This is a genomic window from Paracoccus tibetensis (assembly GCF_900102505.1).
Lineage (GTDB): Bacteria > Pseudomonadota > Alphaproteobacteria > Rhodobacterales > Rhodobacteraceae > Paracoccus > Paracoccus tibetensis.
Window position 1 is genome coordinate 1 of sequence record NZ_FMVT01000002.1, and the last position, 14,642, is coordinate 14,642.

Sequence of the window (14,642 nt, forward strand, 5' to 3'; positions counted from 1 at the left end):
CTTTGCATCCCTGGCGAAATACGCGGTGGCCTTTTTTAAGATGTCACGCTCCTCGGACACCCGCGCCAGCTCCCGCTTCAGTCGCCGGATCTCGGCATCCTTCTCTGTGTCACCCGACACTGCCTTCGCGAACTTGCGCTTCCAGGCATAGAGCGAGTGCGTGCTCACACCGAGCCGCTCCGAAACCTCCTTCGCCGGATAACCCCGTTCCGTGATCTGCGCGACAGCATCGCGCTTGAAGTCGTCAGTGAAATTCCCCGTGCCCATCATGGCCTCCTTGCCTCAAAGCTAGCGAAGAAGGCGTCCACGAAACATGGGGCTATTCAAACTGCCCATAGTCTTCATCGGTGCCGTCGGAAGAAAGCTCGTAACGATCGCGAAAGCGTGTGCAGAATTTGCCAGACATCAGTCGCCGCGACAGGCCGAGAGATAACAATGTCAGACCCGGAGGGTAGCGGCGCTCCGCGGTCATGGGCACTGACTGCATCTCTATGCGAGACGTGCACTTCTTTTAGGACGTCGCGTTGTTAAGTCTTCATGAACTCCCCACCCGACCAGCATGAACGCGCGCAGTATCTTGATGTTGCAACCAACGGAGCAACAGCAACACGCGACCCTTCCCTACGAGACCAGCGCGGCCGCCATCTTCATCGCAGCGCGCATCCACGACCTGGCTTTTCGCAAGAGCCAGGCGGGAATCGCTGCGGAGGCGGGATTTCCCAATGCAAACATGATGACCTTCCTGAAGAACGGTCGCAACAAGATCCCCCTCGACCGGGTGCCATCACTCGCCAAGGCACTCGAAATTGACCCGGCCTACCTGATGCGTCTCGCGCTCGATTAGGCAGTGGGCGCGACTGCAGCGAAGGCGATCACAGAGATCTTCGGGACGCCGGCTACGGAGAACGAGCAGGGGTGGTTGGCTGAGATCCGGACTGCCTCTGGCAATAGCGATCCGCGCCCTTACTGCAAGGTCCCGCGCTGCGCTCCGGGGCATCTTCGGGAAGTAAATCGAGAGAAGCACATGCCACGCGTCGTCTCTCGTCCTGCTGACGACTGGCGAGGCGAAGAAGCACGTGCAGCTTAGCAGATCATCTACACGGGCGGTGACTTGGTCCACACGGGATGAGGGGGCGGACGCGAACAAGCTTGCCGTTCCTGACAGTCGGCTTTGTGGCATAGACTTGGGCCATGTTCAGCCGGACAGCAGACAGAAGTAGCTCTTCGCGAAGCAGGGTTGCAGTTGGCTACAGTAGTTGATGAGAACGGATCACCGGCCACTATTGACGCGACGTCGCACGGACGGTTCGCAGCAAGCTACACCGTTACAAACCAGCTGATATCTAGTTGATTTTACTGGCGCATTCTCAATGTCCAGCCTCACCTTCCCTACTCTACCAAGATGACAGGTCCGGCGATGCGCTGTTTCGGCATGGCCGCAGGCGCCTTATCGATCAAGGAGCCGTGGTGACATCATGAGGAGATGGTGGGTGATGAGGGATTTGAACCCCCGACATCTTCGATGTGAACGAAGCGCTCTACCACTGAGCTAATCACCCGTGACGCGGCTTCTAGCGCCTGCCGGAGGCGGTTGCAAGACCGAGTTCGCCACGTCCGTCAGGTCAGCTGGCGCGGCGGCGCAGGCGCAGCGTGATGACCTGTCCGCCGCGGGCGTCGCGCTCCAGCGCGATGCGCGCCCGGCCGAGCGGCGGCACGGCAAGGGTCTGCCCGCTCTCGAGAACCTCGCCCAGTTCCGCCAGCGTCGCCTCAATGATGTGGCGCGCCTCGGCGCGACGCGCGCCGGTCCGGGCGAGCACCCGGTCGACGAATTCGCGCTTCTGCACCACCTGCGCGACATGGGGATCGCTTCCGCCGCCTGTCACAACCCTGTCCGATTCCACCGTTGACGCCCCCCGGATGTTCAATGGCTTTAGCGTAAGGCAATTTGACGTAACGTCAACGATCAACAAATGTCTATCGGCGGAACTTCGACATGAATCGGCCGGGGCGTGTGTGCCCCGGCCGGTCCTTCAACTTCCAGCACATGTCTCAGTGCGCGACGGCGCTGCCCGAGGTCTCGTCGCGGCGATGCGCGGCGGTGCGGGCCTCTTGCGCGGCCTCCTCGGCGGCCTCGTCCCATTCGACCGGCTCGGGCATCCGTACCAGCGCGAGCTTCAGCACCTCGCGCACATTGCCGACCGGGATTATCGTCAGCCCCTCCTTCACGTTGGCGGGGATGTCGGCCAGGTCCTTCTCGTTGTCCTTCGGGATCAGCACCGTCTTGATGCCGCCGCGCAGGGCCGCGAGAAGCTTCTCCTTGAGCCCGCCGATCGCCAGCACGTTGCCGCGCAGGGTCACCTCGCCGGTCATGGCGACATCCTTGCGGACCGCGATGCCGGTCATGACCGAGACGACCGACGTCACCATGGCGATGCCCGCCGACGGGCCGTCCTTGGGCGTCGCGCCCTCGGGAACGTGGACGTGGATGTCGCGCTTGTCGAATTCCGGGGGCTTGACCCCGATCTCGGGCGCGACCGAGCGGACGAAGCTGGAGGCCGCGTCGATCGATTCCTTCATCACGTCGCCCAGTTTCCCGGTCGTCTTCATCCGGCCCTTGCCCGGCAGGCGCAGCGCCTCGATCTGCAACAGATCGCCGCCGACCGAGGTCCAGGCAAGGCCCGTCACCACGCCGACCTGATCCTCCTTCTCGGCCAGGCCGTAGCGGTGGCGCCGCACGCCGAGATATTCCTCGGCCTTCTCGGGCGTCACCTCGACGGACTTGGCCCGGCCCTTGAGGATCTCGGTCACCGCCTTGCGCGCGAGCTTGGCGATCTCGCGCTCGAGCGAGCGGACTCCGGCTTCCCGCGTGTAGTAGCGGATCACATGGGTCAGCGCCTCGTCGGTCACGCTGAACTCGCCCTTGCGCAGACCGTTCGCGGCGATCTGCTTGGGCAGCAGGTGGCCCTTCGCGATCTCGCGCTTCTCATCCTCGGTATAGCCCGAGAGCGGGATGATCTCCATCCGGTCCAGCAGCGGGCTGGGCATGTTGTAGCTGTTGGCCGTGGTCACGAACATCACGTTCGACAGGTCGTATTCCACTTCCAGATAGTGGTCGACGAAGGTCGAGTTCTGTTCGGGATCAAGCACCTCCAGCATGGCCGAGGCCGGATCGCCGCGGAAGTCCTGGCCCATCTTGTCGATCTCGTCCAGGAGGATCAGCGGGTTGGTGGTCTTGGCCTTCTTCAGCGCCTGGATGATCTTGCCGGGCATCGAGCCGATATAGGTCCGCCGGTGGCCCCGGATCTCGCTCTCGTCGCGCACGCCGCCAAGCGAGATGCGGATGAACTCGCGCCCCGTCGTCTTGGCGATCGACCGACCGAGCGAGGTCTTGCCGACGCCCGGAGGGCCGACCAATGTCAGGATCGGGCCCTTCAGCTTCTGGCTGCGCGCCTGCACGGCCAGATACTCGACGATCCGCTCCTTGACCTTCTCCAGCCCGAAATGGTCGGCATCGAGGATGGCCTCGGCGCGCGGCAGGTCCTTGCGGGTGCGCGACTTCACGCCCCAGGGCAGCGCCAGCAGCCAGTCGAGATAGTTGCGGCTGACCGTCGCCTCGGCCGACATCGGGGACATCGACTTCAGCTTCTTCAGCTCGCCCTCGGCCTTGTCGCGCGCTTCCTTGCTGAACTTGGTCGCGGCGATCTTCTCTTCCAGCTCGGCCAGCTCGTTCTGGCCGTCCTCGCCATCGCCCAGTTCCTTCTGAATGGCCTTCATCTGCTCATTCAGGTAGTACTCGCGCTGCGTCTTCTCCATCTGGGTCTTGACGCGCGACTTGATCTTCTTCTCGACCTGAAGGACCGACATCTCGCCCTGCATCAGGCCGTAGATCTTCTCGAGCCGCTCGGCGATGTCGAGCGTGTCCAGAAGCTCCTGCTTGCGGTCGAGCGCGATGCCCATGTGGCCGGCCACCAGGTCCGCCAGCTTGCCCGGATCGCGCGCCTCGGCGACGGCCGAGACGACCTCTTCGGGAATGTTCTTGCGGATCTTGACGTAACGCTCGAATTCCTCGGTCACAGTGCGCAGCAGCGCGGTGGCGCTGGCCTCGTCGCCAAGCGTCTCCTCCAGCGTCTCGGCCGTGGCCTCGAAATGATCGTCATTGGCGACGAAGCCGGTGATCTCGACCCGCTCGCGCCCCTCGACCAGCACCTTCACGGTGCCGTCGGGCAGCTTCAGCAGCTGCAGCACATTGGCCAGAACGCCGGTGCGGAAGATCCCGTCCTCGGCCGGCTCGTCCACGGCCGCGTCCCTCTGGGCCGCGAGAAGGATCGGGCTGTCCGATTCCATCACGGCCTCCAGCGCGCGCACCGACTTCTCGCGGCCGACGAAGAGCGGCACGATCATGTGCGGGAAGACGACGATGTCCCGAAGCGGCAGCACCGGATAGGTTCCGGAGGTGAATTCCGTCATGTTCTTTCCTTTCCTGCCCGAAGCCGTGGCCCCGTCATGGCAACGCACGACCCCTGCGTCACGCCAATTTATGACGCCACCCCGTTCCGTTCAATATGACGGGTAGAATACACGCGATCTCACCAAACCTAGCGGCGAATCTAGCGCGGAATGACGATCTCGGCCCTCAGCCCGCCAAGCCGCGCCCCCCGCCCGAGCCGCAGCTGCCCGCCATGCGCCCGTGCCACGTCCGAGGCGATGGCGAGGCCCAGCCCCGCCCCCTGCCCGCTCGCGCGCCGCCGCGCCGGATCGAGCCGCGTGAAGGGCCGCATCACCGTGTCGAGGCTGTCCTCGGGAATGCCCGGCCCGTCATCCTCGACCCCGATCCTGAGGCTGCGCGGGCCGACGGCGGCATCCACCTCGACCTGCGTGCCGTAGCGCGCCGCGTTGCCGACGAGGTTCTCGATCGCCCGCCGCAGCATGTCGGGGCGGAAGACGGCGCGCGCATCGGCCGCGCCCTCGAACTGCACCAGCCGCGCCGGCTGGCCCGCCCGTTCGGCATCGGCCAGCACGTTGTCCAGAAAGCCCGCGATCTCGGTCGGCACCGGCGGGCTGTCATGCGCCTCGTCGCGCGCGTAGTCGAGAAAGCCGTCCACCATCCGGTTCATCTCGGCAATGTCGGCCTCCATCGCGGCGATGTCCTCAGCGTCGGGCGGCATGTCGGGCGCGATCATCGACAGGCCCAGCTTCAGCCGCGTCAGCGGCGTGCGCAGGTCGTGGCTGATCCCCGACATCATCAGCTTGCGCTGCTCGTTCTGCCGCTCCAGCCGGTTGCGCATGTCCAGAAAGGCCGTGCCCGCGCTGCGCACCTCGACCGCCCCCGCCGGGCGATAGGGCACGATCCGCCCCTTGCCGTACTCCTCGGCCGCATGGGCGAGGCGCCGGATCGGTCGAAGCTGGTTCCTGAGGAAGATCGTCGCGATCCCCGTCATCAGAAGCGAGGTCACGATCATCAGCACCAGCAGCTGGTGCGGGTTCGAGGCGCTCACGCGCCGCCGGTCGAAGGACAGCGAGAACGGACCGAAATCGCCCTCGATCACGACCTGCACCCGCTTGTCGTCGCTGGCAAGGTCGATGGACAGGATCTCGGGCAGCGCCTCGCGCAGCACCTCGATCACGACCCGGCCCGAGAAGTCGTAGAAGCGTCGCTGGTCCCCCTCGAGCGGCTCGGCCGGAAGCCGCAGCGTCAGCCCGAGCGGCGCCGCGATCGTCTCGCCCGCCAGGGTGGCGACGGCCGAATTCTCGGCCCGCTCGATCCGCCGCGCCACGAAGGCCAGCTCGCGCGCCATGCTGGCGCTCATCTGGCGGGTGACGCCCTCGAAATGGCGCTGCAGGAAGGTGACGCTGACGACCAGCGTGATCACGAAGACCGGCAGGAACAGGATCAGCGCAGCCCGGCCGTACAGCCCGCGCGGGACGATGTTCCGGGCCCAGCCCGTGTCGATCGGGTTCGGCATTGGCAACCTCCTGACGCCGCGGCTAGGCTATCCCGATGGACATGGCAGTGAAAGACCTCGTGCGGGTGCTGGCGCCCAATCCCTCGCCCCTGACGGGGCCGGGCACGAACACCTTCGTGATCGGCGCGGCCGAGCGCGTGGTCATCGACCCGGGGCCGGACCATCCCGGCCATCTTGCCGCGGTGATGGAAGCGGCCGGCGGGCGCGTCAGCCACATCCTCGTGACGCACCCGCATCTCGACCACTCCGCCGGCGCCCGGCGGCTGTCGCAGATGAGCGGCGCGCCGGTGCTGGCCTTCGGCGGCGTCGAGGACGGCCGCTCGCCCGTGATGCGCCGGCTCGCCGGCACGGGCCTGGTGGGCGGCGGCGACGGCCTTGACGCGGGCTTCGATCCCGACCAGCGGCTGGCCGACGGCGCGCTTCTGACCACGCCGGCCGGCAACATCGAGGCACTGCACACGCCGGGCCACTCGGGCGCCCATCTCTCTTTCGCCTGGCGGGACGTGGTCTTCACCGGCGATCTGGTCATGGGCTGGAGCACGACGCTGATCTCGCCTCCCGACGGCGATCTCACCGACTACTTCCGCTCGCTGGCGCGGCTCGAGCATCACGGCGCGGCGATGTTCCTGCCGGCACATGGCGAGCCGGTCCCGGACCCCGCCCGCCGCATCGCCGAACTGACGACCCACCGCCGCCAGCGCACCGCCCAGATCCTCGCGGCACTTACCGAGGCGCCGGGCGACGCCGACAGCCTCGCCCGCCGGATCTACGACCTTCCCCCGTCCCTGCACCCCGCCGCCAGCCGCAACGTCCTGGCCCACCTGATCGCGCTCCACGCTCTGGGAGCCGTTGAAACAGAACGAGAAATCACGGCGCGCAGCTTTTTCTCGTCTGCATGACGAAAATGGCGCCGATCCCTCTGGACGCCCCCTGAACCGCTTGCTATATCGCCCCCGTGTTCCGGCGTAGCTCAGCGGTAGAGCAGTTGACTGTTAATCAATTGGTCGTAGGTTCGATCCCTACCGCCGGAGCCAAGACTTCCGCAAGGCCCTGATCTCGAAAGAGAAGTTCGAGCTCCCTGACGGGAGCCCGGCCCGCTTTGCACAAGTCCTTGCACAGACCCTTGCACAAAGGGGCGTGCGGACCGCCCGCAGACGGGTCTGGCCTGGCCGACGAGAGGCACCTCCAACGCCGGAGGATCCATGCCCAAGTCCCTTCCCCATCTTGAACTCAGGCCGACCGGCTTCTTCTGGCGGCGGCGCGTGCCTGTGGCGGTTCTGCCACGCTATTCAACTTCCGTTTTCTGTTTCCCGCTGAAGACCAACCTCCTGCGCGAAGCCGCAGCTGTCGCCGCTCGCATCACCGCGATCGCCGACATCTGCTTCCGCGCAGAGATCGACGTGCCGCCCGAAGTGATGACCCGCCTGCTCGTGACCTATGCCCGCCTCGAGATCGAGACGGCCGACAGGATCCGTGCCCTCACGGGACCTCGGAGCCGGGCGGCGGCCGAGGCGGCACTCGCAGTCGAGGCCGCCACACGTGCATCGCTGCGCGACTCGCTGCTGCTCTGCGAGCGCGATCCCGCCTTCCGGGCCATCGAGTCGACCGCCCGCCACCTCGGCCTTGTGATCGAAGGGCACGACGAGGACCTGCCCATCCTCGCGGACAGGATGATGCGGCTCATGATCGAGACGAGCGAGGAACGGGAGCGCCGCACGCGTGGCGTGTTTTCTGATCGCCAGCCCTATCTGGAACTGGCGCTCGGTGGACTCTCAGTCACCGGTGCCGACGCTGCCGTGTCTCGTTCAGATGCGCCGGCTGCCGCCTTGCAACCGGCGTCGCATCCAACCTGCTCCACCGCGCCCGTGCCGCAACTGGCAGAGGAGCAGGATGGCGGGGCGGTCGCCGGTCCGGCGACGCTCATGACCCCTGCGAGTGGCGGTACGCCCGCAGCCATCTTAGAGCCCATCTCGGCCATCCTTGACGCCGCGGCACCCGGCGATCCGGTGAAGGATGCCTCGGGCGAGATCCTTTACGCGGATGCCGAGGGACTGGTCCGCTTCACGCCGGCCCGCTGCAAAGAGGACAGTGGCGAGCCGACGCTGCTCGAGATCTTCGACAGCTGGTTCGAAGCGCAAGCTCAAGGCATCGTTCAGCAGGGCGCGCTGCAGATTGTCGACCGGACCGTGGCCGCCCGGTTCGGTCGGAATGCCGACACCACGATGTCCACCCGGAAGATCCTTGCCGCGACCATCGGCGCGCGCCGGGTATCGGAACTGGGATCTGCGGATTGGCAGAACTTCACCACGCTCCTGCTGCGTCTTCCGGCATGTCATGGAAAGTCTCTTCGCGAGCGCGGCAAGTCCTACGACACCCTGGCGGCGGAGGCAGACGCCCGCGACCATGCCGCGCGCGCCAGGGCGGCAGCGCGGGCACGCAAGGAGCGGATGACCCCCGCGCAGGCCGCCGCGCTCGCAGATGAGGGGATGACGCCGCGGCTCTCGCCCCGGACGGTCCAGCGCCACCAGATGACGCTGGCCAGCGCCATCGATCACGCAGTTTCGCATGGCCATGTCACCATGAACACGTTCCGACCCTTCGTGCTGAAGGACAGGACGGTCGCAAAGCTGAAGAAGGGCGCACCTGACACCAAGCGCAAGCTCTGGGGCGACGAATTCAAGCAGCTGCTCGCGACGAAGGTCTGGAATTCGAGGAAGACGAGGATCGACGGCGCCCTTTACTGGGCCCCGCTCATCGCGCGGCTGCACGGGCTGCGCTCGGAAGAGATCCTGCAGCTCCACTGCGACAATATCCTTTCGATGGACGGGATCTGGATCTTCGACATCCTTCAGGGGACCGGGCAGAGCCTGAAAAGCAACAACGCCCGCCGCCTGATCCCGCTCCACTCGCAACTCATCGAACCGGGTTTCCTCGAGCTCGTGGCGCACCAGCGGCAGCAGGGTCAGGTCAGGCTGTTTCCTGAAGCTGTCCGTGGTCGGAGCGCCAAGCTCAGCTACACGTCGAACTTCACCAAGAGGTTCACCTATTACCGCCGCGCTCAGGGCATCTACGACCAGCACATGGACTTCCATGCTCTCCGCGGCACCTTCAACACCTTCATGACAGGATCGAAGACGCCCGATACAGCGCGCCGATATCTGATCGGCCATGACAACCCGGACGTGGGAATCAAGCACTACCTGCCTGAAGGTTTCTCCCTGGCAACACTCCGGGACTATATCGAGGAACAGCGCATCGACCTGTCGATGGTGACAAGACGCTTTGCGGGAGTCCGGAAGTCGCGGCAGGGACCCGTGCTTGCCATCGCCGATGGCATGCCCGTGGATCAACCTTGCGACGCTCGACAGGCATCGTGACGCGGACACAGCTTGGCGCGCATGACCTGATGCAAGACGGAAGGCCACTCGCGTGTGCATGATCACCCCGCGACAGGCGCTCATGTTCGCCTTCGGGCAGTTGCGGAGGTTGATCTTTCCGGGCGCGATGCCGGCCGCGGGCGCGGTGCATATCGGGCCGGACCCGACCGAGGGCGGTGTGTCGGATCCCTGCGATGGAGCATTGGTGGTCTGCGCCAGACCTGCAGATGCCAGCATGCCGCCGCGACCAGCGTGGTCACGAACGAGCGAGACGTGTCCTGTCCCTTCTGTGGATGCGGAATCATCCGCCCGAATCGAGCATCGTTCAAGAAGTTGATGGTGCACGGAAACCGCGCGGTGCACGCCCGGCAGCGCGCGGAGGCCGCGCCCGGCCGGCAGTGGCGAAGGACCGGACGGCGTCGCGCCTTGATGCGCCGAGAAGACACCACGAGCATGGCGCGCGGTAGGCGGGCGCGGGCTCCGGAGCGACGCTGGAGCCAGCTTCCCTACCGCGCCGAGATGATGCAGCGGGCTTGCGAAATTGGCGACTGGAGCATCCCGAATTTTGGTAGAATGGATCATCGGGGGCATCTTCAGCAGACCCCGACTTCAGCCTTGTGATGATGGTAACGATGAACTGGAGCAGTGAATGACAAAGCTTCTTGCAAAGGGCGCGGCCCTTCTGGCCCTCTGCGCCACGCCGGCAATGGCCAACGACTGGTCAGGCTTCTACGCCGGCGCGGGTGCGGGCATGATCGAGGTGGACACGACCGTCGAGGGCGTGAAGGAGAGCGACCCGTCCTACGGCATCCACGGCGGCTATCGCCATGATCTGGGGCAATGGGTTGTCGGCGGCGAGATCGAGCATGACTGGACCGATGTCGAGCTCATCCCGGGGGCGATCACCGCGGATCGGGTGATGCGCCTCAAGGCGACCGCTGGCTACGATTTCGGGCCGGCTCTCGTCTACGTGGCAGCCGGCACGGCGAAGGTGAATGTCGACGGCCTCGGCGACGATTGGGGCGGATTCTATGGCCTTGGCGCGGCCTATGCCGTCGGGGCGCGAGCCAATGTCAGCCTGGAGCTGCTCGAGCACAACTTCTCCGACATCGGCGGCTCGGGCATCGATGCCGACGCCTGGAGCGGCAATCTTAGAGTGTCCTGGAAGTTCTGAGATCCTCCGGCCGGACTGGCGTGTGACGGCCGCCAGATTCCGGCCCACGAGAAAGGCGTGATCCTGCGCGCGATCCTCGGCTTGCTGAGGCAAGCCGAGACAGCCGCCATGGCCTCGGCGGAGCGGGTGGTGCGGTGATGCGGCCCGGAGCCCTACCCTCGCGGCTCTGTCGGCGTCGAGCTCGTGGTGCGAGCCTACAGCATCCACTCCACCGGTAACCAGCTTCCGACCCACACGAAGAGGCGGCGGCCCAGGCTGGCATTCGGCTCTTGGCGGTGGACGATTTGCTCCCCGGCAGGCCCGGTCTCGCGCCACTCGATCCGGCCCTCAGGAGTGGCGCCAACCTCGTAGAAGAGGCGGGGGTCGTCCAGCGCGCGCCCCAGGCTTTCAGCGATGCTCGGACTTGCCACCAGGACGCCCATCTCGGTGTTCAGCGCGGCCGAGCGCGGGTCGAGGTTAAACGACCCGATGAAGATGCGCGTGCCGTCGATGGCAAAGGTCTTGGCGTGCAGACTGGAACTGGACCCGGTGAGGATGCGGGCCAGGCTAAAATCGACATCGCCCTGCCCCTGCCCCGGCTGCGCGCGTAGCTCTTGCACCTGAACACCCTCGCGCACCAGTCGTTCTCGATAGTTCATCCAGGCGGCGTGAACGATGGGCACGTCCGTCGCCTCGAGCGAGTTCGTGACAAGCCGAACCTGCCGACCCTCGGCCGCGAGGTCGCGGAAGAGGGCGCTGCCGGTCCGCCCCGGAATAAGATAGGCAGACACCACGTCGATCTGCTGCTCGACCTCGGTCACCAGGTCCGCAAGCTTGCCGATCAGCAAGTTCTGCTGCGTGGCCCGGCCCAAGCCCTTGGCGGGATCGTCGCTGACCAGCACCGCATCCGTCCATTCCAGAATATCCTCGCCAGCCATGAGCGATTGCAGAAGGGGCGCAGCCGCAATCGCGGCAAGATATTCCGAGCCAAGAACTGACTGCCGCGCCGTCTCTGCAGCCCGTGCCAGCGCCTCGGTCCCCGTAGTTGCCGGCGGCAGGATCAGGTCCGCCGGGTAGGACGAGGCGCTGGACCAGTAGCCGTCGAAATCGGTCGACACGTCCCGTGCGATGGGACCGACGCCCAGAACATCCAGATCGAAATAGGCTACCCCGCTGCCATAGGCGAAGTAGATGTCACCGATGTTGCGCCCGCCAAGGATCGTCGCCACGCCATCGGCGGTCATCGACTTGTTGTGCATCCGCCGGTTCAGGCGCGGAAAGTCGAACCCGTAGGACAGCAGCTTCGGGCGCCTGAGAGTGAAGGGATTGAAGATCCGCACCTCGATGCCCGGATGCGCATGGAGCGCGGCCAGCACCTCGTCGAGGCCCGGTATGCCGTTGTCGTCCAGCAACAGTCGGACGCGCACCCCACGATCTGCCGCCGCCCGCACTTCGTCCAGCAGCAGCCATCCCGTCGTGTCGGTTTGCCAGATGTAATACTGCACATCCAGCGACCTCTCGGCCGCGCGGGCCAGAAGAACGCGCATCGCCAGCGCGTCCCGCCCATCCGCCAAGGGCGCCACGCCGCTGAGGCCGGGGTGGCGTTCGATCATGGGGATCACCGCCGATCCGAGGCGGGTGTCGGTGCTGGCGGGAATGGCCATGGACGCGGCCAGCCCGTCTCGGATCGGCAGAGGATGTGTCAGTCGCAGCGCCAGCAGCCCTCCCGCCACAAGGAGAAGCAGGAGCAGCAGCGCCATCACCCCACGCGCCACGCGCCCGCGCGGCTTGAACGGGCGTCCGACAGCCGGCGCCGCCCCGCCCCCGTCAGGAGGCGTCGGCTTATGCACGTCCCCGCGCACCGGGCGCGTGGCCCAGGCTCTTGAAGACATAGATCGGCAGCAGGATCGTGGCGATCAGGCTGCCCAGCCAGACCAGCAGCGTGGCGGCCAGCCAGTTGGAGATGCCTCCGATCTCCATCGCGGACAGCAAACGGTCGGTGATCCACAGGCCAACGAAGATGGTCACCAGTGCGATGCCTCCCATCACCTGCGGCAAGCGCTTGGCCGCCATCCTGGAGATGAGCGGCCCGAGGACCGCCTGCAGAACCGAAAAGAGGATCACGACCAAAAGGAACGAGAGGACGTCGATGCGAAAGCCTGGCAGGATCGTCGCTGCCAGCAAGAGCCCGACCGCATTTGCGGCAAGATACGCAAGCGTCGAAAGGAGCATTCGAACCATGCTACTACCTCCTGCACATGACTAAACATACATCAAGAACCGGCATCGGGCCACTGATTCAGCGCGATCGCGACCCATTTGTCGCCCGATGCACGTCATTCGGGCCGCTGCGCGGCTCCAGCCACAGCCGGTCCAGGACCAGACCGGCCAGCACGACGATCCCGAGGGCAGCTGCGACCGCCTCGGCCCGGAACAGCGCGTCCCGCATCGTGGGAGCGGTTCCCAGCAGGACGGAGAGCGTGGTCATGGCCGGGCCGATGGGCCGGGCATGCAGCATGAAGCGCAGGCCAAGGACGGCCGCTGCAATCGCCAGCGCGACCCGCAGCAGTCCGGGCGGATGCACCGCCTCGATCAGCAGCGCGGCACTGACCCCGAGCGCGGCGCCGGTCCCGTAGCGCATCAGGGGCGCGCGCCGCTGCCCGAACGGCACGAGCGCCCGCGACATGAACAAGACCGCAATCCAATGCCCGTGCTGCGGCGCGCGCAGCCCAAGGATCAGCGAAAGAGTCACCCCGAGGCTGAGAAAGAGAGCAAGGCGCAGCCCCTGGGCCCGCGACAGCCTCTGCGGGGGGATGACCGACCAGAGGGCAAGATGGCCCATGACGACGGCGCCGGTGGCGGCCCCCAGTCCCGCCATCGCCAGCGCCGGCAAGCCGGTCGGGGCCCCCGAGGCGAAGACCAGCGTGACTCCGAGCATGACGATGATCGCGATCCGGGTGCCGCGCGCCGCGGCCTCGATTCCCGCCGCCGCGCACAGTGCCGCGCACAGCAATGCGTAGGCCCACCAGCCGGGCCAGACCAGAGCAAGCGCCAGCGCCGCGACCAGCCCCGCCCCGCCCATTGCCGCACCGCGCATCCCGGCCGCCGCACCGCCGAAGGCGCAGCATGCAAAGCCGGCCAGCGCCGCGACGGCGCCAGTCGGTCCGGCGAGGACATGGCACGGGATCGCAAGCGCCAAGGCTGCCCCCGCGATGACAAGGCAATGGCGCCAGGGCAAAAGTACGTCTGCCGTGCTTGTCCGTGCTTGCTGCATCCCCACCTCAAGCCAGCTGCGGTCGCGACTTTGCAAGGGTCCGCCGACTCCGCGTCGATTTCAACAGCGTTGCTCCGCGCGAGGCAGTCGCAAAGACTGGAGCAGATCCCGGACGGACGGGCGTCGCCCTGTCACAGCCGGATCGACTTCAGGCCAAGATGGTCCCGGAGCGGCGCCCGAGGTTCTGCCGCGTCTCGAACCCGGCCACAGTCCCGACCTGCGAACGAGAGGTCATCGTGCAAGCAGGCGCTCTATCAAGGACCGTGCAGCGCGCATCTGAACCCCGGCATGCGTCCGCAATTCCTCGCCGCCATGGCGACAGAAGCCCCGGCAGGCGCGCAGGTTGCCTGCCGCCTTAGGTGGACTGCGGATGAAGAACGACTGCAACCCGGTGCGGGTGAGCGCGATCCGAATCAGAAAGCGGGAAGCTCGATCCGCAGCCCGCGGGTCTTGCGGAATTTCTCGAGGGCCTCCGCCCGCCGGGGGTCCTCGCGCGCCTCATCCTCCAGCCGGCGCAGAACAGCGGCGTTCAGGCTGGACGCCCGCGCCACCAGGCTGTCGATATCGGCCATGAAGGTATCAGCCTCGGCAAGCTCGCCGGCCATGAAGAGCCGGGCATCTCCGTCTGCAAGGCGCCGCTCCTCGCGCGCGAGGCGCCCGAGATCGCTTCATTGCAATGCACGATGTTAGACAAATCAGGTGCATCTGGTCGCCAGAGCTTGAAACTTGCGCTTGACACCAAGGCATTGCAAGGAAGTGCAAAAATCTCTCGGACCCTACCGCCGGAGCCGAAATCGAAGTAAGTTGCTGCCTCTGTGCAGGATTACGAGACTGGGCGTCTCAACTCGAAGACTTCGTGCTTATCTAGCTGCGCA

At 66.0% G+C, this 14,642-nt stretch carries 11 protein-coding genes, 2 tRNA genes and 1 pseudogene; 5 read left to right on the forward strand and 9 right to left on the reverse strand.

Annotated elements, in window-relative coordinates; translation table 11 throughout:
* Positions 1-267 (reverse strand): annotated as a pseudogene (locus tag BLP73_RS02770) (transposase); the annotation flags it as partial.
* A 292-nt stretch (positions 268-559) separates the two neighbouring features.
* On the opposite strand from BLP73_RS02770, the gene BLP73_RS19685 reads away from it, so the two are divergent.
* Positions 560-844, forward strand: a complete 285-nt coding sequence (locus tag BLP73_RS19685; protein ID WP_245686528.1) for a helix-turn-helix domain-containing protein — start codon at positions 560-562, stop codon at positions 842-844.
* A gap of 640 nt (positions 845-1,484) precedes the next feature.
* On the opposite strand, the gene BLP73_RS02780 is transcribed toward BLP73_RS19685, so the two are convergent.
* From BLP73_RS02780 to BLP73_RS02795, 4 genes are all read right to left on the reverse strand, one after another.
* A tRNA-Val gene (locus tag BLP73_RS02780) sits at positions 1,485-1,559 on the reverse strand.
* A gap of 63 nt (positions 1,560-1,622) precedes the next feature.
* Positions 1,623-1,901: a DNA-binding protein gene (locus tag BLP73_RS02785; RefSeq protein ID WP_090740097.1), complete on the reverse strand. Its 279-nt coding sequence runs from the start codon at positions 1,899-1,901 to the stop codon at positions 1,623-1,625.
* Between the two features lie 148 nt (positions 1,902-2,049).
* Positions 2,050-4,467 carry an endopeptidase La gene (lon, locus tag BLP73_RS02790; RefSeq protein ID WP_090740099.1) on the reverse strand — a complete coding sequence of 806 codons (2,418 nt, stop codon included), beginning with the start codon at positions 4,465-4,467 and terminating at the stop codon, positions 2,050-2,052.
* A 140-nt stretch (positions 4,468-4,607) separates the two neighbouring features.
* The gene (locus BLP73_RS02795) at positions 4,608-5,963 is read right to left on the reverse strand and encodes an ATP-binding protein (protein WP_090740100.1); all 1,356 of its coding nucleotides are present in this window, start codon (positions 5,961-5,963) and stop codon (positions 4,608-4,610) included.
* Positions 5,964-6,004: 41 nt separating this feature from the next.
* On the opposite strand from BLP73_RS02795, the gene BLP73_RS02800 reads away from it, so the two are divergent.
* From BLP73_RS02800 to BLP73_RS02815, 4 genes are all read left to right on the forward strand, one after another.
* On the forward strand, positions 6,005-6,862 hold the full coding sequence (locus BLP73_RS02800; RefSeq protein ID WP_245686529.1) for an MBL fold metallo-hydrolase: 858 nt from the start codon (positions 6,005-6,007) through the stop codon (positions 6,860-6,862).
* Between the two features lie 60 nt (positions 6,863-6,922).
* A tRNA-Asn gene (locus BLP73_RS02805) sits at positions 6,923-6,997 on the forward strand.
* Between the two features lie 168 nt (positions 6,998-7,165).
* On the forward strand, positions 7,166-9,340 hold the full coding sequence (locus BLP73_RS02810) for a site-specific integrase (RefSeq protein WP_090740103.1): 2,175 nt from the start codon (positions 7,166-7,168) through the stop codon (positions 9,338-9,340).
* A 649-nt stretch (positions 9,341-9,989) separates the two neighbouring features.
* Positions 9,990-10,514 (forward strand): outer membrane beta-barrel protein, encoded by a 525-nt coding sequence (locus BLP73_RS02815; RefSeq protein WP_090740105.1) that lies wholly within the window; start codon positions 9,990-9,992, stop codon positions 10,512-10,514.
* Positions 10,515-10,708: 194 nt separating this feature from the next.
* Here the strand turns inward: BLP73_RS02815 and BLP73_RS02820 are convergent, their stop codons facing one another.
* The 4 genes from BLP73_RS02820 to BLP73_RS02835 form a co-directional block, all read right to left on the reverse strand.
* On the reverse strand, positions 10,709-12,343 hold the full coding sequence (locus BLP73_RS02820) for a phospholipase D family protein (protein ID WP_245686530.1): 1,635 nt from the start codon (positions 12,341-12,343) through the stop codon (positions 10,709-10,711).
* On the reverse strand, positions 12,336-12,734 hold the full coding sequence (locus tag BLP73_RS02825; RefSeq protein ID WP_090740108.1) for a phage holin family protein: 399 nt from the start codon (positions 12,732-12,734) through the stop codon (positions 12,336-12,338). Before BLP73_RS02825 ends, BLP73_RS02820 begins: the two co-directional genes overlap by 8 nt.
* A 58-nt stretch (positions 12,735-12,792) precedes the next feature.
* Complete coding sequence (locus BLP73_RS02830) at positions 12,793-13,692, reverse strand: hypothetical protein (RefSeq protein WP_139165875.1); 900 nt, start codon at positions 13,690-13,692, stop codon at positions 12,793-12,795.
* 488 nt (positions 13,693-14,180) lie between these two features.
* Complete coding sequence (locus tag BLP73_RS02835) at positions 14,181-14,372, reverse strand: hypothetical protein (protein WP_090740111.1); 192 nt, start codon at positions 14,370-14,372, stop codon at positions 14,181-14,183.
* Between the last annotated feature and the right edge of the window lie 270 nt (positions 14,373-14,642).